Below are 23,081 nucleotides of genomic sequence, written 5' to 3'. Positions count from 1 at the left end.
ATTATGCCGGCTCATGAACATCATCATCACCATCACGAACTCTCCGCGGATGCGGTCAAGGGGCGTGCATTTCTGTTCGGAATCGTGTTGAACACACTCTTCGTCATCGGAGAATTCACGGCGGGATTCCTCTTCAACTCAATGGGACTGCTCGCGGATGCGGGACACAATCTCGGAGATGTGAGCGGGCTGTTGATTTCGCTGGTCGCATTTCTGCTGGCGAAAAAACGTTATCTTCCGAACTACACCTACGGGCTTCGGAAAGGGACGATCTGGGCATCGCTGCTGAATGCGGCGATCCTTCTGGTCGCCGTCGGCGCGATTGTGACGGAGTGCATCCGGAAGTTCCTCTCTCCGGAGGAGGTCGGCGGCTGGCCGATCATCATCACGGCCGGGATCGGGGTGGTCATCAACGGACTGACCGTGTTCTTCTTCCAGCGGGAAAAGGAACATGATCTGAATGTGAAAGGCGCCTATCTGCACATGCTGGCCGACATGCTGGTTTCGGTGGGCGTGGTTCTCTCCGGAATTCTGATTCTCTGGACCGGCTGGAACATCGTCGACCCGCTGATCGGGCTGGTGATCGCCGTGGTGATTCTGTTCTCCACCTGGGGACTCCTGAAAGAGAGCGTGCGTCTGGCGATGGACGGAGTTCCGGCCGGGATTCACGTCGAGACCATCCGGGAGCATCTGCTGGAGGATCCGAATGTGGAGGCGGTTCATCATCTCCACATCTGGCCGATCAGCACGACGGAAAACGCCCTGACCGCGCATGTCGTTCTCCGCGACGTGGGAGAGTGGGAGGAGACCCGGAAGCGTCTGCACGAGGAGCTTTCCGAACACGGAATCAGCCATGCCACGCTGGAGACGGAATCCCTGACCACGCAATGTCCCGATCGACAAAAAAGTTGACTGAAGTTTCGGCTGAGACAGTATGCCGACACAAGAAAGCAAGGCGCAGGCGGACTGCCGCGCCTGCGCCGAACTCTCATCAGGACCGGCTGCTCCGAACTCAACGGGGGACGTGCCGGATCTGTTTCTCCAGCATCTCAAGATCCTGGTAGTAGCTGTTCAGCAACTCCGTCAGGTGTGCAGATTCGATCCGGGAGTCTTTCGGAAATTCGTCCGCGAGCCTTTCGATCTCCGGGAACACCATCAGGAGCAGCGTAATCAGCGACTTGTGGCGGTCGAACCGTCTTTTCAACTCCTGCACCACTTCCGGATCCGCCATCATGTCCGAATCTCGTGTGACAATAAAGATGTCCTGCTTCGTTCTTTTCAACTCGATCAGGCACCGCGTCACAAAAATCTCCAGCGAGGCGGCGGAAAGCTCCTCATCAAGCCGGGAGTCGGTTATGACCCGGTAGAACAACGATAACTGATCGATCGAAAGCCGACCGTAATGATACCGGTACATGAGACGGTCCATGCAGCTGCCCGTCATGATCGGAATGAGTATATTGTCCGGCTCATGACAATAGGCAACCCGCAGCGCCTCAATCACATCGCTTGTACACTCCCGGTCCGGGTCGGCGAGGATCGACAGCGCCCAGATGTAGGAGGGCAGCGTTCTTTCCTCCCTGATGTTGTCCGCAAGAGAGATCGCCTGCGCGGCAACGTCAGTTGCTGTTCCATACCGGTTCATCTGGAGATTCAACATCGCCAGAAGCGTTTTGTCTTTCAACACATAATCCAGATCCTCCTCCTCCAGCATCTTTTTCTGGAGCAATTCCGAAGTCCTCCGCAGAACGTCCTGATTTTCCGGTGTGGATAACGACAGATTCGGTTTGATGTTTTCCTGAAGGAACTCGAGCGCCGTCCGGTACGCGTTTCCTCCTTTTTCATTGCGCGGCAGGGGCAGCGTCAGCATTTCGCGGTTCGCCTCGACGAATTTCTTCTGATTCCACTTTTCGAGGGCCACCTCCGTGCTGTAGATTCCGGCGTCGATACCGAAACTCATCGCTGCGGTCAGCACCGCGACACCGCCCGCGATCCCCAGCCCGCCGGCAGCAACCGAACCGCCTCCGAGCAGTGCAAGTCCGAAATTGGTCGCCGCGACTCCGGAAAGTCCCACCGTGGAACCGATCCACGCCCCGACCGTCGCCATCCACCCCGGGATCGCCGCCGCCCCGCCGCCAAACGTGAAAAACGTCAGGGCGGCGACAGCGACCGTTCCGGCGATGATCGCCGTCCATCCCCAGAACCCGAGCCCCCCGGCGCTGTAGAAACTCTCGAACGTTCCGTAATCCGCCGCCTGCAGTTGCGTCGCACAGACCAGCAGCCCGGCGACTCCCGTAAAAGATTTGATTACTGATTTCATTTTTTCATCTCCCCATGATGTTGGATAATACATCGAGTTTGGCCATGATTTCTTCCGGAGTTCCGACGAGACACTTCACCCCTTTTTCCGCCAGGAAATGCCGGGTAAATCCGGAGGGCGGGGTCTCAAAACAGAACACCGGCGTCGTCCCTCCGATTGTCCGGCAGAACGTAATGAGGCTTTCCGCATCGGCCTTGACCATCGTATCGGGAACGACGCCGGAATACGCTTTGCTTTCAATGGCGAAGTTACGTCCGTTTTTCCGGAGAAAAACATCGAGATCCGTGTCGCCTTTCTTGACACCGTCCGCGAACTTCTGGCCGAGCGAAATCGTCGTAAATCCCCGCCTCTGTGCGGACAACGCGATTTCCAACTCCCGCATGTGCCCTTTTGCCTGCGAAAAATTCGAGGAGTTGATTTTGCTCAGCAGCGAAGTCAGCCCCGGAGTTCCCTGCAGCCGGGCAAACACCTCGGAGGCGGTCTTTTCGGTAAGGCGTCCGTTTTTGATGGCGATCCGCAAATAGGTGTCCTGTAAAATGAGATGTCCCGCTTCGTCCCCGTATCGCCCGATGAAGTTCGCCCGGCCGAGAAGTTGATTCAACTCCTTGAGCCCGTTCGGCCTGGAAGCGATCCGTGCGAGCCGTCCGACCTCCTCGTCCGGAAGAGAGTTGGAGCATTTTCCCAGCGCAACCACGAGCTGCCCCGCCGTTTTCGCCCTCTTCGCCACCGTTACCGCCCGGCGGATGTTGTTCGCGGCCCTGATCACCCACAACGGCTGAACGGCCATTGCGCTCAAACTCAGCAGCAGAAACATCCCGCATATCAGATATATTTTTCTCATTTCGGCCCGATTCTCCTTTTCGTTACCAAGCCGATTCTCCCCGGCTTTCATCGAGCGAGGTCCGGACGGGTATTCCGTCAAAGTGGAACATATCTGCAAGTTTCTTCGTGCCGATGGAACGACCCGTCCGGGAAATCACTCTTTTCAACTAACTCCCGCCGGCGGACTCAAACTTACACGGAAAATCAAAAAAATCGAAAAAAAACGTGCTTTTTTACGACACGACCGGATGATGCCGGAATATCGACCGAAATTTCAATTCGTTCCCATTCTCTCATGCCATCGCTGTCCCCGTCGGAGTTTCATGCAACCCGCCCGGCGAAATCGGCCGAAACGCCCTTTTGATCAAAACACGATCCATCTTGTTTGAAACGATAAAGTTGAACACATATATGTATGTACATTACCGCTTTAAAGAGTACAACTTTCTCGGTAAAAAAGTGAAAAAACACTTGACAACATCCTGTTTTTTTGGTATAATAGGGATAAAAACAGGGGTGACACGTCAAATGTCCATACAAATAAAATACAAGGAAATCTATCAGGAACTCTTCCGGGAAATCAATTCCGGCACGTTAGCCGCGGGGGAGCGGATTCCCACGGAGCTGCAGCTGGCCGGCCGTTTCGGAGTCACACGCCAGACGGTTCTCAAGGCACTCGACGTGTTGAAACACGACGGCATGCTCAAATCCGTGCGCGGGAAAGGGACCTATGTCACGGGAATGCGCGGCAAGAGTCCGGCTCCCCGGAAACAGAACAACAAACAGCTCGCCTACCTCTGTTCCAATCTGCAGGACTCCCTGGGGCATCGGATTCTCGTGGGAGCGGAGCAGGCCGCATGTCAGGCCGGTTACTCTCTGATTGCCTGCAACACCCGGAATGATTCCGCGTGCGAAGCTGAATATCTGCACCGGATGCGGGAAAATCGAATTTCCGGCATCATCCTGCTCCCCTATTTGCAGTCCAACCGTGAGCTGGTCCGGGAAACAGCCCGGGAGATTCCGCTGATCTGCGTGGACAACGGTTATCAGGATCTCGATCTTCCGGTCGTGAACACCAACAATTTCCAGGCGATGTACAATGCCGTCAATTACCTCATTGAACTGGGACATACGCGAATCGGCTATATTCTCAACAGCGGCGGACTTCTGGAGTATATTCCATCTGCCCGGGAGCGTTTCCAGGGGTATCGTCAGGCACTGGAAGATCACGGATTGCGTTTTTCCCCGGAGTGGGTTGCCGAACTGGGCAGTTCGCTTTCCCATCGACGTCCCGGAGACGTGGGGCTGGATCTGTACGGTTACCCGGCGATGAACCGCCTCATCCGCCTCCCGGAACCGCCGACGGCCGTCGTTCTGCAGTGGGACGAAATCGCTCCGGGAGCGATCTGTGCCGTGCATGATGCACACAAGCGCGTGCCCGAGGATTTCTCTCTCATCGGGTTCAACGACGATGAACTCTGCACGCTCATGACTCCGCAGCTGACCAGCGTGCGCCAGCCGGCGGAGGAGATCGGCGAACAGGCGGTGATCCATCTGCTCAAAATGATTCACGGCGACGGCTCACCAAGAGGGAAAATTCAACTGCCGAGCAAACTGATCAAACGTTCCAGTACCGGAAGGGTTCGACCTGACAACAACTAACAGAAAGGATGTTAAGATGAAACGCGCTCCATTCACATTAATTGAGCTTCTTGTTGTGATTGCAATCATTGCGATCCTTGCCTCGATGCTGCTGCCGGCGTTGAATCAGTCGCGGCGGCGCGCCTGGACCACACAGGACATCAACAGTCTCAAGCAGATGGGGCTGGGCATGACGCAGTACGCCGCGGATTATGCCGACATGATTCCCGATATCCTGGTGGACGGGACCACGAATCCCTGTACGACGGTCAACCGCTACAATTTCTGCAAACGTCTGATCAGGGGAAAATACATCACGCACCGTTCGGCGAACTCGCCGTTCTCCCGGCCGCTCTCCGCAGGCGGAGATCGGTTTTCCGCGACGCAGGACTACTGGGTCGACTGGTGCAAAAACATGCAGAACTGCCCGCAGCGCGATCCGCGCATCGTAAGTTTTGAGAGTTATTATGGAGACTGGTTTTTTACGCGCGATGACAAGCAGAAAATCAACCGTTTGCCCCAATATATGCTGAACAATCCGAACAAGCGGGTGCCGCTCTCCCGCGTGAGAGTCGCCTGGTACATGGAGTACGACGCCCTGCAGGAGGCCCAGAACTCCCCCGTGCTCTTTCTGGACAGCCACGTCGTCAATCCCGGCGCGCATGTCCTGGCCGAGTGGAGCAAATGGATGGCGAACAAGAACAACTGATCCAGAAAGATGGAAGAGAGTTTCCCATGAATATCAAACCGTTTCTCGGCATCGTTGCGGGCTGCGCCCTCCTCTCCGCCGCCGCAAGCACCAACTACTATCTCAATCCGGAGAAACTTGCCGGAGTCATCGGCGAAAGCCGGGCCGACGGCGAGTTGCACGCCCGGGCGCTGCATGCCGAATTTTCCGGAGGAATGCAGGAGGTGAACGGCCGAAAATTCCCGACTTTGTACGCCAAGGGCGGAAAATCACTGCTGATCTGGAAATTCAACCGTGCACCCGGTGACCGGAAGGTCTACCGCGTCGATCTCAAGGCCCGGCTCTATGTGGAGCCCGACGCGAGGAGCGCCGGAACAGCTCTTCCGGAGCTGGCAGTCGGATTTCTGGATTACCGCGGGGAACGTTATACCGATCGTTATTTCGTCTCCGACGATTCGGCCATGGAGGTCGTCGCCACGGCGGATGCAAACTCCGCAGAGAGGCCGACCCTGCAGAACGACAAACGGCTGCTCATTCCGGCGAGCCAGCAGGAATTCTACGTCATCCTCTCGGCCGTGACTCCGAATCTCAAAGGGAAGCCCTACGGCCGCGTGGAGTCGTTCCGGGTTGATTTCACCCCCTGGGAACTCCCCGCGGGCGATGAGGCGGAGTGCCCCTACTGGAGCGCAGATCCCGGGATGGTTCACAACGTGCTCGAGTTCGGAGCGGACCCGACCGGTCAGAAAGATTCTGCCCCGGCGATCCAGAAAGCGCTCGACATCGGCGGAGAAGTGGTGATCCCGGCCGGGATTTATCTGCTGGAGAGCACCCTGGTCATTCGAAAATCCAACACCACGCTCCGCGGAGAAAACGGCGCCGTGCTGACACGCAAACGCCGGGAGGGAAACGATCCCACGAAAAATGATTACACCTACATCCGGAACTCCCGGTTCCCCGGGACCCGTCTGCTGAGCAACATCCGGATCTCCGGCCTGCGACTGCTGACTCCCGACTGGGACAGTCCCCAGCTGAACAACTGGACCAAGGGGATCGCCCTCTCCGGCGTGCGGGACTCCGTCGTCGAAAACTGTGAAGTCCGCCTGCCGGCTCACGATGGAATTTCACTCAGCTGCACCGAAAACACCGCCGTCCGCAACTGCATGACATTCGGAGCCCGGCACGGAATCACGATCGGAGGCAACTTCCGCGGTCGCGGTTCGTTTCACACCCAGATTGTGAACTGCCGGGTCAGCCGGGCGTGGGACACCGGCATCGTCGTCGGGATTCTGAGTTACGACGTGCTGGTGACCGGAAACCTCATCAAGGAGATCGGCAGCCATGCGATCGACATCTTCAACTGCAGAAAAGTAACCGTAACCGGCAACCAGATTCATAACTGGGTCATGCCCGGAATGAACCCCTACCCCGGGACGTTCCGGCAGGCGGTCGGGATCTTCATTCACACGGACTGGGGAGTGACCCGCACCATTCCGACTGAAAACATCACCGTTTCCGGGAACACCGTCGTCTGCGACTACGAGTTCACGCTGCCGCTGGCGCAGCAGCGCGGAGAGAAAAAGGAAGCTGCCATTTATTACTCGCCGATCTGTCTGCAGATCACCGGGGATCTCGTCCGCAACGTGACCGTGACCGGTAACACGCTGACCGGCGGCGCCAAGGGAATTCACATTACCGCATTGCCGCAGAAAGAGATGCAGAGTGCGAAACCGCAGGACGGAACGCCGCAGAATCTCACCGTCGTCGGCAACACCGTGACCGGACAGAAATTCACGGCGCTGGAGTGCTCCGGCAACGGAATTCCCATGCGGGGGATCATTGCCGGCAACGTATTCAGCGACTATCCAGCGGGCGGGTGGAGCACGGGCGATACCGGGCTCGTAACGCAGAACAACTTGAAATAATCCCCCCCATTCCGGTTCGTTCTGCGGAATCCCCGCAACGACGCGGGAGGTGCGGAATCATTCCGCCGCACCTCCCGCTTTTTTTACCTCCCCTCCCCCCGACACTCCTGCGTCCGACCGATGCGGAGATACGAAAATCCGACAAAAACCTGCGTCACCGACTTGAAAACAAATAGCAGTAGAATTATATTAGCAGGCAGAAGCTGCAGACTAATAAAAATTTTGCTTCAGACTGCCGGATGCGGGAAAAGATCCACCAGCTGCCGGAGGTCGGGAGAGGAGGCGAGACTCAGGATGAGATCCGTTTTTTTTACGTTGAGCTGTACCGCTTTGCTTATGGCGCTTCTGGCAGGCTGTTCCCATGTGCAGGAGATGCAAGCCGTCTATCTGACGCCCGCCGGCAGCGTCAATTTCCGGAAAGGCTCGGGAATCCGGGTGGCCGTGACAGGCGACCGGAAGCTCGCTGACGGAACTCTGCTCGCCGCCCTGCGGAAAGAGATCGCCTCGAACGGCCAGTATCCACTCGACCGGGAGCGGCCGGATTACTGGATTTTTCTGACGGAAGAGGGTGCCTTTCACAAGGACAATGCGCGCGAAGCGGCCGCGAACCGCAAAGTGTTCATGACGACCCGCGAGAACGATTCGGGCGGGGAGAACCTCATCTCCACGGCCGATGCCGTTTCGAGTTCGGCGGTCCGTCACCTGACAGCGGGGGTCTACCGGGCCCGGGATCTCGCGCCGATGACATACATCGATCTGATCGTCAGCGACGGGGATTTCGCGCCGGAATCGGTGCGGGACGAACAGGCTTACGCCTCGCTTTTCGCGAAGCAGATTCTCGGGCGGCTTCAGGAGGCTTTCCTGACCGGGAAGCGCCCCCTCCCCACGCTCCTGCCGAAAGGGGTCGATACGATCATGGTTATGGAGTTATCCCGCGGCAACAAGGCCAAAGTCATCGCACGGGCGAAGCAGATCATCCCGGAGAAAACCGCCGAGGTGATCGCCCGCTTGGAGAAAGCCGAGGAAGCCGGGGAACGCGAGGCGCTTGAGGCGAAACTCCGCAATCACTACATGCTCGCACTCGCGGAAGAGCTCGACGACTGCAGCGCCGCGAATCTGCGGAGACTCCACGCGCGGCATGTGGCGATTCTGAGCTGCACGGATGATGCCGGATTAAAGGAAGCGATCCCCGACACGCTCGCCCGGATTGAACAGAAACTTGAATTCCTCAACAGTCTCAAATAAATCAGGACCGCAGATATGAATCAGAAAAACGCTTTTCCATACAGGGTCGGCGTTTGCGCGGCCGCATCACTGCTGACGCTGCTGTTCAGCGGCTGCCCAACCATCCGGACCGTCCGGGTCGACTATGTGACGCCCCCGGGCGCAGTGGCCGACATCCGATCGATCGAAACGATGGAGTTGATCCCGCAGGTGACGCTCGCCGGCAGCGGAGTCGCGGAGGGGGACCGGAATACGGCGACGGGCGTACTTGTGCAGCGGCTCTCGTCCGGATTCAGCCGGGAGGGCTACTTCCGGACGACGGACCTCATCTGGGGAAACGCAGCCGGAGCGGCGGCTCTGGGGAAAAATCTGGCGAAAAAAGAGAGCCGCCACGGCTACTCGCGCTACACGACCGGGACGGGAATCCGCTGCGCGAAACTGGAGCTGAATCTCACGATCCAGCTCGACCGGGTCGAGGGCACGGAGGAGTTCTCATGCACGCTGATCGACCAGCCCTATGAGATTTATTACATTAAGAATTCAAGAGGGGAGAACATCCCGAATTCGCGCCCGGTTCTTTCGCGGATGCGGAAAGAAAATTTCCGCCGGCAGGTTCCGGCGCGGAGCGTGAAAGCCACCGGAACGCTGCGGGCCCGGCTCACGGATGCTGACGGCAAGGTCGCATACGAGAAAGAGTTTCCGAACCTGCAATACGCATTCCGGACGGGGAACGACGTTCGTGCGCAACTGCCCGGAACGGTCGAGATTTTCACCAACATGATCGTGCCGGCCGTCAACAAGATCGTGGAGGACCTTTCGCCGCACCGCAAACCCCGGACGCTGGAGGTGAATCCGGACGGGGACGAGCGGGCGCTGCTGCTGATGGAGTCGCAGGCGTTCACGGAGGCGATCCGGCGGCTGGATGAGGTGCTTTCCGGAGAGGAGAAAAACGTGGCGGATTACGAGAATCAGGGGATCTCCTACGAAGTGATCGGGGAGTACGCCGCAGCGCTCTCATGCTTCGAGGAGGCACTGAAGCTCGAACCGGGCTCGAAATACGCGGCTGCGGGACTGGAGCGCCTCCGGAAAATCCGGGAGGAGCAGAAGAGCCTCCGCGACATGGACGCTGCCGCCGTTGCGGAAAAGAGCGGAACCGGATTCCGGACGCAGATGAAAGATGAGCTCAAATAGGATGGATCAGGAGAGCGTCATGAAACATATTTGTCGATGGAAAACCCCTCTTGCAGCAGGAGTTCTCTGCTGCCTGTCCGCAGCGCTGCTGCTCACGGGCGGGTGCGCCAGTAATGTGGTCGTTCCGGTGGAGACGCGGGTCCCGGGAGAATTCAACCTGACCGGGATGAGCAAATTCGCGATTGCCGACTTCAACTCTCTGCCGAACGATCCCTCGGTCGGAATCGGAGCGGCCGACGAGGAGACGCTCCGGGCGGTGCGGAACATGGTCACGGCCGCGTTCCACGACAGCGGGATGTACCAGGTGGCCGATCTGGACATGGAAAAGGCGATCGCCGCGCATCAGAACATCCGGCTCGGCAGCCGCTTCGACGCGGTGATCTACGGGCGGGTCTGGTGGCAGATGGAGCCGGAGTTTCTGGGTTACTACTATCATCCGTTCAATCTTGAGGAGTGGCGCAACGTCAAATACGCCACCGGGCTGAAAGATCCAGTCACCAAACAGCCTATTTTCCAGAAAATCCGCCTGACGATGCGCCAACGCACGGTTGCGGAGAAACTCCACTACCGGGCGGCGAACGCAACGCTGATGCTCTCGCTGACGATCTACCGGATCAGCCGGGACGGAATGCTGGAGAAAGCGGTGGAAACCAGTGTTGCGGCGTCACGGACATTCGTGATCGACAACGGAAGTTTCCAGACCCAGGTGAATGAACTTGCGGCTCCTCCGGAGACCCGCGCCAGCCGGCTCAAAGCGGCCGCGGAAAAAGAGGCCGGGAAAGTGGACGAAACGAAGAACCGGAGACGGCAGCGTTTTCTGGCGGAGCTCACGAACAAGACGGCGACGATCCCGACCGCGATGCAGGCGCGGCTGATGCTGGCGGAGGATCTCGTTCGGCAACTTCAAACTCAGCTTGTGCCGAACCGGATCAAGTTTCCGGTCTCCTGCCGGGTATGGGATGACAAGCTCGAACTTCTGCTCGAGGCGGGCGCGTGGAAAGGTGCGGGGGATTACTCCCGGGCCATGCTGCGCCGCAAACTGCCGGAAAAACTCGCCGAAGAGATTCTGGCGTGGCCCGCCTGGGACATGAATCATCCCGCGGGCGAGGAGACGGCCGAAGCAGTTGAGGAAAATCAGGAGTATCTGAATGCGATCGCGGTTTCCTGCGAAATGGCCGGCGAGACGGATGAGGCACTCGCGATTTACCGGTGCCTCTTCCATGTGGTACCGGATAAAAACTACGCGCTCGGAATCTCCCGATGCCTCTTCAGCCTCGGCATGGCCGACCGCCTGCGGGAGAGCACGAAAGCTCTGAGCGAAGCAGAGAAGAAGTCAAGCATACAATAACCACATCCACAGGAGGGATTTATGAAGAAAATTGTCATTGCATTCGGGTTGCTTGCGGTCTGTTTCGGCGTATTTGCCGGAACGATTCAGGTGAAAGTGGCCGTGACGGCCGAACGCAACACGTTTCAGGTGAAGAAAGAGCTCCAGAGCAAGGCGGAAAAGGAGGCTGTGCGGAAGTACATTCTGAAACTGAACGCACAGACTCCGGAAAAACTCATCGAGGAGGCGTGCAACGAGTACGCGACGTTCGTCGAGGATACGGAAAAGCTTTCGGAGAAATGGGACTCACTGGACGACCGTCATGGCCAGCTCACGGGAGAATTTGCCGTGACGCTCGCGGACGGCAAGATCAATCAGTGGCTGCAGGAGAAAGGGTTCTCACACCAGGCCGGGATCGAACTTGTGGTGATGGAGGAGCCGCCGTCGCTCGGCCAGATGAAGATGGCCGAGGCGTTCGGGAGCGGTTTGAACGGGGAGAAATTCTTCCTGCAGAACTACACGACGTTCCAGCGGCGTCTGCGTGACGCGATCATCAAGAAAGCCGGAACATTCGGGTTCGACGTGAAGCTGTTGTCGGACAACGAACTTTACGCGGACTTCAAGAGCAAGGACGAGACACTGGTCGGGACCTACTTCGACGTGAACGAGAACCGGTTTGTCGTCACGCGCGGGCTGCTCGACACGGTGCGGGCCAATTATCCGGAAACGGTGGTGCTCTATTACCGGATCGACGCACTGATCTACAATCCGCAGACGAAGAACGTCCGCGCAACGGTGGCGTTCAACTTCAAGGACCTGAACGGAAGCGTGACGAAGTCGATCGGCGCGCAGACCTACGAATTCCCGACGCGGAGCACGCTCAAGGATGAGGTCATGGACGACATCGCCTACTGTGCCGAAGCGGCGATGAACACGCTCATGAACAGCGAGGGGATGGCTGAGAAACTCAATTCTCTGGCGATGTCGATCAAGAACGCTGCGGATATGCCGAAAGGACCGCTGAAGCTGATCGTGAACGCCTCGGTGTTCGACGCGAAAATCCGCAAGAAAGCGATGTACATGCTCAAGAAAGAGATCGTCGCGCGAAAGCTCGCTCCGGCATCGAAGGTTCGGTCGACCAACACCTCTCTGACCGCGGTCATCGAGAATCCGGAGATCACCGAGACGGACGTTCTGTATATGGAACACATCATGCCGATTCTCGAGAGCATCGGCGTGGAGATCAGCGACGACAAGGTTCATTACGCCGCGGACACTCTGACCCTGAACCCCTGAACCCGGAACCCCGGAACAAAACAAACCGAAACAAGAGAAAGCGGAAACGATCATGAAACAACTTGCCCTGATGCTCTCTGTGTCTGCGCTGCTGCTTCTGGCGGCAGGCTGCAGCGAACCGTCGGTCAACACCATTTCCAACGCGGGCGTGAACGCCACGATCACGCGAATCAACGACAAGCGGGTCGATACGGATGCGGATCTGGCGGAAGATCTCTGCCTCACGGAGATCCGGGAGTCGCAGACGAACGACGGTTACATGCGTGTACAGGTGTTCCTGAAAAACACGACCCGTTCGACGCTCGAGATCGTCTACCGGTTCAACTGGTACGACAACGCCGGAGCGGAAGTGGAGAATCCCGATAACGAGATGTGGGTGCGCAAATTCATCGTCGCGGGAGACGATGTGACTCTGACCTCGGTTGCGCCGGGAAAAAAGTGCCGGGATTTCAAACTGCGTGTAAAAGCCATCGATTGAGAAGAAGCCGGATATGAGGAAGACCTGTACATTCATGATTCTGCTGCCGCTGCTCTGTGCAGTTCTGGCGGCGACGACCTGGGCGGCGGGAGAAGCCTCTCTGGACGCGGGAGTCGTTCAGGAGCTGACCGATTCTCCGGATGGCGTGGCGATCCGTTTGGGGGACGACAACTCGTTCCAGATTTTTTCGACGGGAACGGGGAGTTATGATTTCGATGACGCCGACGACATCCTCGCGGCGCAGAATGAGGCGACACAGAAAGCGAAAGCCAATCTCGCCAAATTCCTGAATGAATCGCTGCACAACGAAGATCAGTTCAACTCCGCTTCGGCGAAAGTGAAGAAACTTTCGCAGCAGGACGGGAAGACGACCACGACGGTGGACCGGGTTTCCGCGCGGACGATGCTCACGTCGATCCGGAATTCCGCAGCGGCGCTGCTGCGCGGGGTGGTGGTGCTCGCCTCGTCAAAAATCCCCGGGACAGGAAGCAGCGGAATGGTCCGGGTCACAGTCGGAGTTTCATCGAAAACGCTCGAGGCGGCAGGAAAACTCGCCGCCGGGATAGCCGCTCCGGCACCGGCATCGGATCCGGCATCGGATCCGGCAGCGGAAGCCGCTTCCGGAGACGGCGCCGGCAGCGGCGGCGCACGGCCCGCCGAGGGGTGGATCGAATGTGTAGGAACCGGAAAAGACCGGGCGGGCGCGGTGAACGCGGCGCTGGTTGAAGGGGTCGGACAGGTCTACGGCACAGCGCTGCAGAACGACACGAAACTGCAGGAACGTATGAAGAAGTTCCGGTTGAACAACGACCTCCGGCGCGAGAGTTTCCGGAACCAGGAGAGCAATACACTCACAAAGACTTCCGGTTTTGTGAGAGAGTACCGGATCGTCAATGTGCGTGATCTGGGCGACGGGAGAATCGAAGCGGTCGTCCACGCGCTGATCGTGAATCCGCGGGCGGGCGGAGTCGTCGCCCTGATGCTCTGGAAACCGACGATGGCGCAGGAGAATCTGACGCGCGACTTCGAGCTCGGGCCGGGACGGCGTCTCTCGGGCAGCGAAGTGACGACACTTGCAGAGCGGACCTTGAACCGGGCGTTCATAAATATGAATCGTTTTCTCGTGCTGGACGTGGAAGACACCGCCATTGCAGCCGGGCAGCAGGCGCTCGCCGGCAAACTTGTGGAAGCGGGCCTCGCTCCTGCTTCGGAGCTTCTGAAAGCCGGACAGATGCTGACGGCGGATTATGTGTTGACCACGTTGATCGAGGAGCTCAAATATTCGCGCAAACTCGGATTGAACAAGGCGACGGGGAAGTTTGAGCCGCTTTATGCGATGTCGCTCCGGATGGGATATAAACTCACGGATGTGACGACCGGACGACCGGTGCTTTCGGATGTGCTGACAGTGCGGCTCGATCACAAGGAGATCTCCGACCTGCTCGCGGAAGATGAGCAGAGCGACCTCCTGCAGACGCTGATGGACAAAGCTGCGCAGACTCTGAGCGATGCGATTACCCGGCAGAACCAATAACCCGGAACAGATCCGGCAAACCAAGGAAAGGAAAGACAATGAACGGGAAAACTCTTTTGATGACGTGTGCGGCACTGCTGACGGGATTCACGGTGTTCGCGGCCGACCAGCTTGCGGCGGAGAAAGTCGACATGCAGAAGACGGCTGCAGCTCCGGAGGTTCAGGAGCAGTTCAACGAGCCGGACGGGGCGGCGATCTCTCTCAAAGAGGACGGGTCGTTCCAGATTTTCGCCCGCGGAACCGGCACCTACGACTTCGATGACGTGGACGACATCAACGACGCCCGCCGGGAAGGTGCGCTCAAGGCGCGCGCGGCTCTCGCGAAGTTCATCAAAGAGCGGCTCTCGACGGAAGAGGGTCTCAGCGAAGCCGCCCAGAAGCTCAAAACACTCACCAAGGATGGCGAGAAGCAGACTTCGAGTGTGACGCTGGAGAAAGTCAAAACTTCCTCGCAGACGATCCGCAACTCCGCGGATGCTCTGCTCAAAGGTGTGATCACGCTCAAGGAGCAGAAGATTCCGCACAAAGGTGACAGCGGCGAAATTCAGGTCACGGTCGGCGTCTCCTCGAAAACGCTCGCTGCGGTCAGCAAGCTCGTGAATGCGATCGACAGCACGCCGGAACAGGGACAGTCCGGTGCGGGAGTGAATTCCGCTTCTGACTCCTCCTCCAGTTCCAGCGGCAACAAGGCCGAAACCAGAAAAGCTGTCACGGACTTCTGATCACAGACCGACCGGAGGAGAGAATATGAAACTTCCCGTCATGATCGGAGCGCTGCTCTGTGCAGGCGCGCTCGCGGCATATGAAGATCTCGGGCCGTTGGCCGAAGCCCGGAAACAGTATCCCGGGATTTTTGAGGCGGGAAGCGTCAGCACTCTCACCGTAAAGGGGACTCCCTGTTATGTGTTTCAGGGAGAGGCCGAACAGCTCTTCTCTGGGGAGTTCGCCGAAGCGGCAGGCGAACTCTACGAGGAGGCGACGCTGACGGCAAAAAGCAACTTCTACAAACACTTCACCCGGCCCGGCGAGTCGCTTTCGATCACGATGTCCGGGTGCAGTGTACTTTACCAGTTCAACAACAAGAAGATATACACGGTTATCCTCTTTGTGCCCAAACAGAATGTGACGATCGAGCGGAAGAAACTTCCGCCCCCGCCCGAACCGATCAAAGAACCGGAAAGAGTTCCGGCGCCTGAAGTGAAACCGGAACCCGCCGGACAGCCGGTGCAGAAATCCACGGAAGAACCGGCGCCCGAAGTGAAACCGGAACCCGCCGGACAGCCGGTTTCGGAACCGGCCGAAGCTCCTGAGAATGAGAGCAAACCGGATTCGGAGGGAAAACCGGCCGCCGTGGAGCAGACGCCGCTTGAGCGAAGAATTGCGAAATTCACGAAGCGGCTTGAAAAAGATCCGCACGATCTCATCGCGCTGATTGCGCTGGGCGATATCCTGCGGAAGTCGGAACGCGACGGGGAAGCCATTCCGTACTACCGGCGCGCGGTCGCGGAATTTGGGAACAACACCTACTTCGATCCCCGGGAAAAAATCCGGGTGCTCTTCGACCTTGCCGCCATCGCCGAGGAGAACGGCCGGTACGGACTCGCCCTCAAATGCTACCGGCTTTCGCTGCGCCAGCCCGGGTCGTCCGATCAGAAACAGCTGGCGACATCATCGATCAATCGCTTGCGGCTGAAGATGCTGCGCTGATTCCGGCGCAGTGTGTGTGTGCGGGCGACCCGACCTGGAAGCGTGACCGCATTACTCTTCCGACCGTGGAGAAGCAGATGGAGGATCGGGATTTTTCGTGGGATCGAATTCACGCAGCTCCTGCAGATATTCGCGGTAATAGGCGAGGTAAAAAGCCAGCGGCCGGGTGAAATGTTTCCCGAACAGCCCGCTCAAAAACATCTTCGAGATGCTCTTTTCGCGTTTGAGTATCTCCTGTGACTTCACAAACTGAAGCCGCTCCCCGGAACTCAGGCGGGACATGATGCGCCGCATGGCCGTGACCGCCTGCGGCTGCCGCATCCAGATGTACATGATATCCAACGCATTCACATAGAAGAGCTTCATAAGATTGTTGCGTTTGAGCTCGGAAATACCGGGAAGCATATCGCGCGAACGCATGAGTTCCGGCAGATCCGCTTCCGGCAGAAGCAGTTCGAGCCGGGAAACCAGCGCGAATAACTCCCGCAGTTTGGTACGCAGATCGGCCATGCGTGCGGCGATGTTGCGGGCGCGGTCGGCCCTCGCCTCGATCACGCCGCCGATCACATCCGAAGCCAGCTTCGAGAGAATCGCTGCCCACTGTTGCAGGATCATCTCGATTCCCCTCACCCCGAGCAGCGACAGCGCACCGCCGAGCAGAAAATTGAAGAAAACCGCCAGCGGGATCGACAACGGTGCACGCAGCCAGTTTCCCCACACCGCCGATTTCGGAAATGCCCGAAGCAGATTGTGGCCCATGATGTAAAATCCGTTCGCAAGCGCGATTCCTGTGAAGACCAGCACTGGCTGCCGCTCGGCGGTCCACCCGAGCAGATCGTTGAGAATCAACGTCTTGACGAGCCAGTCAAGCACCGGGACGGAAAGTCCCGTGTAGAAGAGCGAATCGGCCACCCGCTGCCAGGAGATGAAATCATTCCACTTCAACAGAGGCGAACTGCGCAGCCCGCCTCCCGCGAACACCGATTGAATGATATTCCGTACCGCCGTGATGCCGAGCCAGACGACTGCGCCGAACCAGGTCAGAAACCACCAGTCATAGGACCCATAGTAAAAGGTCAGAAATGCCGCGAGAAATCCGGCGAGGATCTTCACGGCAATCTTGACATTGCTGTTCAAATAGTGCCAGAACTCACCCGGTGACGCGACTGGACAAACGAGTGGAGTCTCCGGCGACGGCACGGAGAAACCTCCGAGCGTCGCAAGATTCCCCGTGCCCCGGTCGATCTTCAACGCGGGATCGGGACAAATCCACCGCACGCGCACATCGTATCCGAATCCGAAGCTTCTCCCGAGACGGCCCCAGGCTCCCTCGCTCTCACGCGGGAGAAAACTCAACTCACGGTAAACCGACGAGGTGACGCGCAGCAGTTTCAAATCCGGCATGAGTCCATGCCGCACCAGACGACGCACGCGGGTCGGCAGGGTGTCGACCACCGCAAACCCCATACCGTGCACGAATCGCGACGGGCGACTCGCGGAATCGCTGCCGAGCGACGCCTCCAGCGGCGCCCGCTGGTAGAATTCGAGAAATCCCGACATGTCCCTCAGAATCGTTCGCAATTTCTCCACCCGGTCGTCCCGATCGGAACGATCCGATTCGGACACCCGGGCTATCGCCTGCCGGATCAGATCCTTGAGCTTGAAGACGCTGCCGGTGTTCAGCGCATGGCGGAGACGGTTCAGGAGGTCTCCATCCGGACGGCCGCCTGCGATTTCATCTTTCAGATTGAAAATCTCCAACGCGGTAATTTCCCCACGGCAATCGTAGAGAATTTCGATCACGTCCTCAAGACGCAATCCACTCAAATTCAAAGTCATGCGGAATCCGGAAGCGACTTTCCGCAACTCCTGGATGAGTTCCCAGGGAGAGCAGCGGTTGATCTCCGGCAAGTCGTCGATGCGGGCCGGCGGCAGCTCCCAGAGCGAAAGATCGAGATACCGCGCGCGCAGGAGCTCACCGGAGAGAGCTCCGATGCGGGCACGCAGCTCTTCCATGCGGGGAAGCGCTCCGCTGTCGGGATTCTCCTCAAGTTCCGCGAGACGCCGCTGCAGTTCCGCCCGAACCCTGGTCACGAGAAGTTCCCCGATGTGCTCGACCGACGGCTGTCCGTACTGCACCGAGGCGAGAAACTCCTCCCGCGACACCGGCGGCAGATCGATTCCGTAAAAGGCGTTGAGCTTCTTCCTCCCGCCGCCACGGTTGAACCGGTCGAGAATCTCCAGCACGATCCGACGTCGGAAGTTCGCCGCCTTGCGGCACTTGCGCGTGAACTCCGCAGTTCCCGGACGGTCGAGAAACTTCAGAAAGTCGTTCACGCCGGAGAACCCCCGCGGCGTCCAGATCATCTCGACAAAACGCCCCCGGTACAGCGAGCGGAACTCGACCCCGATCCGGACATCGACTTGCATGATCCGGGCGGCGCGCAGCAGCTCCTCGGCCGCCTCGCGCGGGACGTAGTTGTAATAGACGACCTGCAATTTCACGATCCCTTTGATCCAGGCGTCCATAATCAGATGAGTCGGGGATTTTCTCCCTTTCGTATTCGCATCGTGAACGTGCTGGTCGAATGTGACCGGAGTCCAGCTCTCGGGCATCTCGACCAGGTGATAACGCCGGAGCAGCCGCCGGATGAACAGCGGATTGCCGAGCATCGCCGTGCGCATATCATGCGCGAGCCGCAGCCGTCGCAGCGGATCATGCCGTTCTCTCACCAGATCTTTGATGACCTGCAGCAGTGCCCGCGCCGTGTTGTAGCGCAGCAGCACGTCGAGTCCTTCGATCACTTCGTCGCGCAACGCCTGCAACGCCGCGAGCCGCTCCTCCATCGCCGGGATTCCGGCCTCGAACGTATCGAGCAGCCGGAGCATCGTCCGGGTCATGCGCACCGCGCGCGGCTCGGCCAGCTCCCGGATTCCGCGCGGATGCAGATCAACCGCAAATTCCGGCGGACGCCCTCCACCGGAGCGCCCGGCGGCGAGCGCTTCGTCCACCGCGTTCAGCAGTTCGCGGTCGGCCGCGTCAAACAAAAGACGGTCGATTTTTCCTTTCATGCTCTCGTTGCCGACGCTCCCGTTCGATTTCACTGAAGTAAACTTGAATGGAAACAATGTACCACGTTTTGCGGAAAATACAAATCCGGGGTTGCGAAAATCCATTTATTGTGGTATTGTTTCAAAAGACGCATGACGCGCCTTGCAAATGAAAAGGGAGATCTGCCATGAAAAAGTTTCTTTTCGCCATCGCTGCCGGCTGCACACTGCTGGCATTTCAGGTCAACGCCGACGCGCTCTCGATCCTCCGGAACACCCGGATCAAAACGGAGCAGACGGTCAGCGTGAACAACCTCACGAATCTCTATCAGATTGTTGCGGGCCACTTCGAGGGGAATAAAAAGTATCCGACGCTGGAAGAGCTGAATCTCCCGGCACGGTCGCTCGCGAATCCCTATCACGGACTCGGCGTCGAGCAGCGCGTTCCGGATAAGATCACTGCTGGCAACGCCGGTTACGCCTATCTCGGCGCGGCCCTGAACGGTGCCGGGGCGGTCGACGCGGCCTCCACGCCCCTCGCGTTCGAGAAGCCCTCGATCCGCGACGATGGCAAAATCGTCGTTCTCTTCCTCTCCGGCAAGGTCGACACCGTAAGCATGAACGCGAAGAACTGCGAAGAGGTCGTCAAGGCGCTCAAGGAAAAGTCCGCCAGGCCCGACGCCCCGGCATGGGATAAACTTGTCGCAGCCGCACAGGCGATCGACAAGGCGAAATAATCAAAATGAGTGTTCAGGTTTCGGTCCGCCGGGTCGCCTCTTACGACACCGACCTCACCGTGGAACTGCGCAAACTGCTCGCGCCGCTCGGCGGCATGCGGGCGTTTGTGAACCCCGGCGAGAAAGTCCTGCTCAAACCGAATCTGCTCGGACCGTTCGCTCCGGAGAGTGCGGTTACCACGCATCCCGCCGTGGTTGAAGCAGCAGCCCGCCTTGTGCTCGAAGCCGGCGGGCGCTGTTTTGTCGGCGACAGTTCCGGCTGCGGCTCGCGTGACTCGGTGTTGCGGGCGACCGGCATCGGAGAGGTCATACGCCGGCTCCGACTCGAATGGGCCGACCTCGACACCCCTGCGGATTACGAGTTTGCGAACGTTCGCGTCGCCCGGAAGATCCGGCTCGGGGCTCCGCTCGCGCAGATGAACAAGATCATCAACCTGCCGAAAGCCAAAACCCATGTTCAGATGGTCGCAACCGGCGCGATGAAAAACCTTTACGGCTATCTTCCCGGCACGAGCAAGAGCGAATACCATTATCGGCTCAAGACCCGCGAGTGGCTCGCGGAGCTCCAGCTTGACCTGGCCGTCGCCCTGCCGCCCGTGTTGAACATCATGGACGCGATCACGGCCATGGAGGGTGAGGGTCCTTCGGGCGGGACGCCGCGGCAGCTCGGATTTCTCGCGGCATCGGTCGAAACCGTCGCGCTCGACGTGGTGACGTTCCGGGCGATGAATCTCGACCCGGAGCAAATTCCGCTGCTCGCCGCCGCAAAGCGGCGTCCGTTCGGCACGACCGATCCGGACGCGATCGAGCTCATTGGTGCCACCCCGGAGGAGCTGCGCTGCCCGGACTTCCGGCCGATTCGGCAGCTCGGCAGCCCGCTGCGGCTGCTGCCGCTGCCGCAGAGCATGCTCGACTTTGTTCAGCGCCGCTGGAAAGCCGTGCCGCACATCGACACGGAAAAGTGCATCCGGTGCATGCGCTGTCGCGACGGCTGCCCCGTGCGTCCGCCCGCGATCGACCCGGAACGTGCGGCAGTCGCGGATCCGGCACTCTGCATCAAGTGCTACTGCTGCCACGAATTTTGTCCGGTCAAGGCGATCAGCGTGAATCCGACGTTCCTCGAACGGTTTCTGCTCACGCCGCGGCTGCGGACGCTTGCGGCGCGCCTTGCGGGGAAGATCAAGGCGTAAGCCGCCCGCTTCCGCATCCGCACCCTCCGCGCCAGCTCAACAGCAGAGCCGAATTCACAATGACCAGCACCGAACCGGCGTTGTGTACGAGTGCGCCGACCACTGGATTCAGAATGCCGAGCCAGGCCAGAACCACTGCCGCAAAATTCAGCACCATCGAAAAGGTCAGATTGATACGGATCGTCCGCATCATGCGCCGCGCGAGCCGGAAGAGAAACGGGAGCTGTCCGATGTCATCTTTCACGAGCGTGATGTCCGCCGCTTCGATCGCGATATCACTGCCGATGCCGCCCATGGCGATTCCGACGCGGGCGCGCTTCAGTGCGGGAGCATCGTTGACGCCGTCCCCGACCATGCAGACGGGTTCGCCGTTCCGCTGTGTTTCGTCGATCCATTCGAGCTTGTTCTCCGGGAGGCAGGACGCACGGTAGTCACAGATTCCGACCTGTTCGGAGATATGCCGCGCCGCAGCGGGATTGTCCCCGGTCAGCAATACACAGCGGATGCCGAGTTCATTCAACTCCGCCACCGTTGCGGCCGCATTCTCTCGAACGAGGTCCGACAACGCCACAATTCCGCAGAACCGGCCGTCCATCGCCAGATAGATCAGCGTTGCCCCCTCCCCCAACCGTTCTTCGGCGGCGGCCGATCCGGCGGCGGAGAGTTCAATCCCGCGTGAACGGAGCAATTCCACGCTGCCGGCGAGAAACGGACGCCCGCCGGCCACGGCGCTGATCCCCCGGCCAGGAATCATTTCAAATGCCTCCACTTCCGGGAGTTCCGAATCCTCTCCCTCGGAGCGGAATCCTCGCACGACAGCCTGCCCGAGCGGATGTTCCGAGCACGCCTCGACAGCCGCGGCGACAAGTCCGAGCTCGCGGTCCGAAAGTCCGGAGTGGAAATTGTGCAGCGCCGTGACTTCGGGACGCCCGCAGGTCAGAGTTCCGGTCTTGTCGAAGATGACGCAGCGAAGTGCCGCAAGCCGTTCCAGCGCATCCCCAGCCCGCACCAGAATTCCGTGCCGGGTTGCGTTCCCGATCGCGGCCATGATCGCCGTCGGCGTCGCCAGAACCAGCGCGCAGGGACAAAACACCACGAGAATCGTGACCGCGCGAATAAGTTCTCCCGTGACGATCCACGCCAGCAGCGCCGAAAGCACCGCGGCAACCACAATCCAAGTCGCCCAGCGATCCGCGATCCCGACGATGCGCGCCTGATTCGCATCCGCCGAACGGACGAGCCGGATCATCCGCTGCACGGAACTGTCCGCATCGCGACGGCGAGCGCGCATCTCAAACGCGCCGAAGCAGTTGACCGTTCCGCTGAACACCTCGTCGCCCTCTGTCTTGTCGACCGGAATCGACTCCCCGGTCATGACCGACTGATCGACCGAGCTATTCCCGCGAACGATCACTCCGTCGACCGGAATCGTCTCGCCCGGCAGCACACGCAGCAGGTCGCCGATCTCCACGGCCTCCGCCGGAATCGTCTCCTCATCGCGCTCCCCGGAAATGCGCCGGGCTGTCCGCGGGGTCAGACACACGAGCTTTTCGATCCCGGCCCGCGCCCGCGCCACCGTGGACTCCTCGAGAAAAGCCCCGATCTGCATGATGAATGCCACTTCGCCCGCCGCAAAAATCTCATCAGTGACCACCGATGCAATCAACGCCATCGCCACCAGAACATCCGCCTTGATATCGAACCGCAGCACAAGCCCCGTCACCGCATCTTTCAGAATCGGAATTCCGCACAGAATCACCGCCACCCAGGCCGCATCGAACGGCAGAAACTCCGGTCTGAAAAAGCTCACCACCAGCGCCGCACCTGCCACCACCAGAAACAGAACCTCCCGGCCCGCTCCCATGACCAGACTCTTCCAGACCGCACCCCACTGCATCATCCTGTCCTCCCGGATTGATTGATGTTTCTTTCCGCAATGGTAAAATATACCCA

Annotated in this window: 18 protein-coding genes; 14 read left to right on the top strand and 4 right to left on the bottom strand. The window is 59.1% G+C overall.

Annotation, left to right across the window (positions count from 1 at the left end; translation table 11 throughout):
- Positions 1 to 3: 3 nt before the first annotated feature.
- On the top strand, positions 4 to 912 hold the full coding sequence (locus Q0J85_RS01945; protein ID WP_294477733.1) for a cation diffusion facilitator family transporter: 909 nt from the start codon (positions 4 to 6) through the stop codon (positions 910 to 912).
- Between the two features lie 100 nt (positions 913 to 1,012).
- Here the strand turns inward: Q0J85_RS01945 and Q0J85_RS01940 are convergent, their stop codons facing one another.
- On the bottom strand, positions 1,013 to 2,320 hold the full coding sequence (locus tag Q0J85_RS01940) for a hypothetical protein (RefSeq protein WP_294477731.1): 1,308 nt from the start codon (positions 2,318 to 2,320) through the stop codon (positions 1,013 to 1,015).
- A gap of 4 nt (positions 2,321 to 2,324) precedes the next feature.
- Complete coding sequence (locus Q0J85_RS01935; protein WP_294477729.1) at positions 2,325 to 3,161, bottom strand: hypothetical protein; 837 nt, start codon at positions 3,159 to 3,161, stop codon at positions 2,325 to 2,327.
- A 509-nt stretch (positions 3,162 to 3,670) separates the two neighbouring features.
- Here Q0J85_RS01935 and Q0J85_RS01930 point away from each other — a divergent pair.
- The 11 genes from Q0J85_RS01930 (at position 3,671) to Q0J85_RS01880 (ending at position 16,150) form a co-directional block, all read left to right on the top strand.
- Positions 3,671 to 4,804: a GntR family transcriptional regulator gene (locus Q0J85_RS01930; protein WP_294477727.1), complete on the top strand. Its 1,134-nt coding sequence runs from the start codon at positions 3,671 to 3,673 to the stop codon at positions 4,802 to 4,804.
- A 16-nt stretch (positions 4,805 to 4,820) separates the two neighbouring features.
- On the top strand, positions 4,821 to 5,492 hold the full coding sequence (locus tag Q0J85_RS01925; RefSeq protein WP_294477725.1) for a type II secretion system protein: 672 nt from the start codon (positions 4,821 to 4,823) through the stop codon (positions 5,490 to 5,492).
- 26 nt (positions 5,493 to 5,518) lie between these two features.
- Complete coding sequence (locus Q0J85_RS01920) at positions 5,519 to 7,393, top strand: right-handed parallel beta-helix repeat-containing protein (protein ID WP_294477723.1); 1,875 nt, start codon at positions 5,519 to 5,521, stop codon at positions 7,391 to 7,393.
- A gap of 294 nt (positions 7,394 to 7,687) precedes the next feature.
- Positions 7,688 to 8,638 carry a hypothetical protein gene (locus tag Q0J85_RS01915; protein WP_294477720.1) on the top strand — a complete coding sequence of 317 codons (951 nt, stop codon included), beginning with the start codon at positions 7,688 to 7,690 and terminating at the stop codon, positions 8,636 to 8,638.
- A gap of 15 nt (positions 8,639 to 8,653) precedes the next feature.
- Positions 8,654 to 9,808 (top strand): tetratricopeptide repeat protein, encoded by a 1,155-nt coding sequence (locus Q0J85_RS01910; protein ID WP_294477719.1) that lies wholly within the window; start codon positions 8,654 to 8,656, stop codon positions 9,806 to 9,808.
- Positions 9,809 to 9,827: 19 nt separating this feature from the next.
- The gene (locus tag Q0J85_RS01905) at positions 9,828 to 11,156 is read left to right on the top strand and encodes a hypothetical protein (protein WP_294477717.1); all 1,329 of its coding nucleotides are present in this window, start codon (positions 9,828 to 9,830) and stop codon (positions 11,154 to 11,156) included.
- 21 nt (positions 11,157 to 11,177) lie between these two features.
- Positions 11,178 to 12,431 carry a hypothetical protein gene (locus tag Q0J85_RS01900; RefSeq protein ID WP_294477715.1) on the top strand — a complete coding sequence of 418 codons (1,254 nt, stop codon included), beginning with the start codon at positions 11,178 to 11,180 and terminating at the stop codon, positions 12,429 to 12,431.
- A gap of 52 nt (positions 12,432 to 12,483) precedes the next feature.
- Positions 12,484 to 12,909: a YcfL family protein gene (locus Q0J85_RS01895; protein ID WP_294477714.1), complete on the top strand. Its 426-nt coding sequence runs from the start codon at positions 12,484 to 12,486 to the stop codon at positions 12,907 to 12,909.
- Positions 12,910 to 12,922: 13 nt separating this feature from the next.
- Positions 12,923 to 14,443, top strand: coding sequence for a hypothetical protein (locus tag Q0J85_RS01890; RefSeq protein WP_294477712.1), 1,521 nt, complete (start codon positions 12,923 to 12,925; stop codon positions 14,441 to 14,443).
- A gap of 38 nt (positions 14,444 to 14,481) precedes the next feature.
- Positions 14,482 to 15,165 (top strand): hypothetical protein, encoded by a 684-nt coding sequence (locus Q0J85_RS01885; protein WP_294477710.1) that lies wholly within the window; start codon positions 14,482 to 14,484, stop codon positions 15,163 to 15,165.
- A 25-nt stretch (positions 15,166 to 15,190) separates the two neighbouring features.
- Entirely contained in the window at positions 15,191 to 16,150 is a 960-nt protein-coding gene (locus Q0J85_RS01880; protein ID WP_294477708.1) for a hypothetical protein, read from the top strand.
- A gap of 51 nt (positions 16,151 to 16,201) precedes the next feature.
- Here Q0J85_RS01880 and Q0J85_RS01875 read toward each other — a convergent pair whose 3' ends face one another.
- Positions 16,202 to 19,255, bottom strand: coding sequence for a hypothetical protein (locus Q0J85_RS01875; RefSeq protein ID WP_294477706.1), 3,054 nt, complete (start codon positions 19,253 to 19,255; stop codon positions 16,202 to 16,204).
- A gap of 134 nt (positions 19,256 to 19,389) precedes the next feature.
- Here Q0J85_RS01875 and Q0J85_RS01870 point away from each other — a divergent pair, with 134 nt between their 5' ends.
- Positions 19,390 to 19,938 (top strand): hypothetical protein, encoded by a 549-nt coding sequence (locus tag Q0J85_RS01870; protein ID WP_294477704.1) that lies wholly within the window; start codon positions 19,390 to 19,392, stop codon positions 19,936 to 19,938.
- Positions 19,939 to 19,943: 5 nt separating this feature from the next.
- On the top strand, positions 19,944 to 21,128 hold the full coding sequence (locus Q0J85_RS01865; protein WP_294477701.1) for a DUF362 domain-containing protein: 1,185 nt from the start codon (positions 19,944 to 19,946) through the stop codon (positions 21,126 to 21,128).
- On the opposite strand, the gene Q0J85_RS01860 is transcribed toward Q0J85_RS01865, so the two are convergent.
- Positions 21,118 to 23,028, bottom strand: a complete 1,911-nt coding sequence (locus Q0J85_RS01860) for a cation-translocating P-type ATPase (protein ID WP_294477700.1) — start codon at positions 23,026 to 23,028, stop codon at positions 21,118 to 21,120. The two genes, Q0J85_RS01865 and Q0J85_RS01860, sit on opposite strands and share 11 nt — an antisense overlap.
- Positions 23,029 to 23,081: the final 53 nt, after the last annotated feature.

It is taken from the genome of uncultured Victivallis sp. (assembly GCA_944389935.1).
Classification (GTDB): Bacteria; Verrucomicrobiota; Lentisphaeria; order Victivallales; family Victivallaceae; genus Victivallis.
The sequence above is the reverse complement of the archived record's forward strand: the minus strand, read 5'-3'. Positions and strand labels throughout refer to the sequence as shown.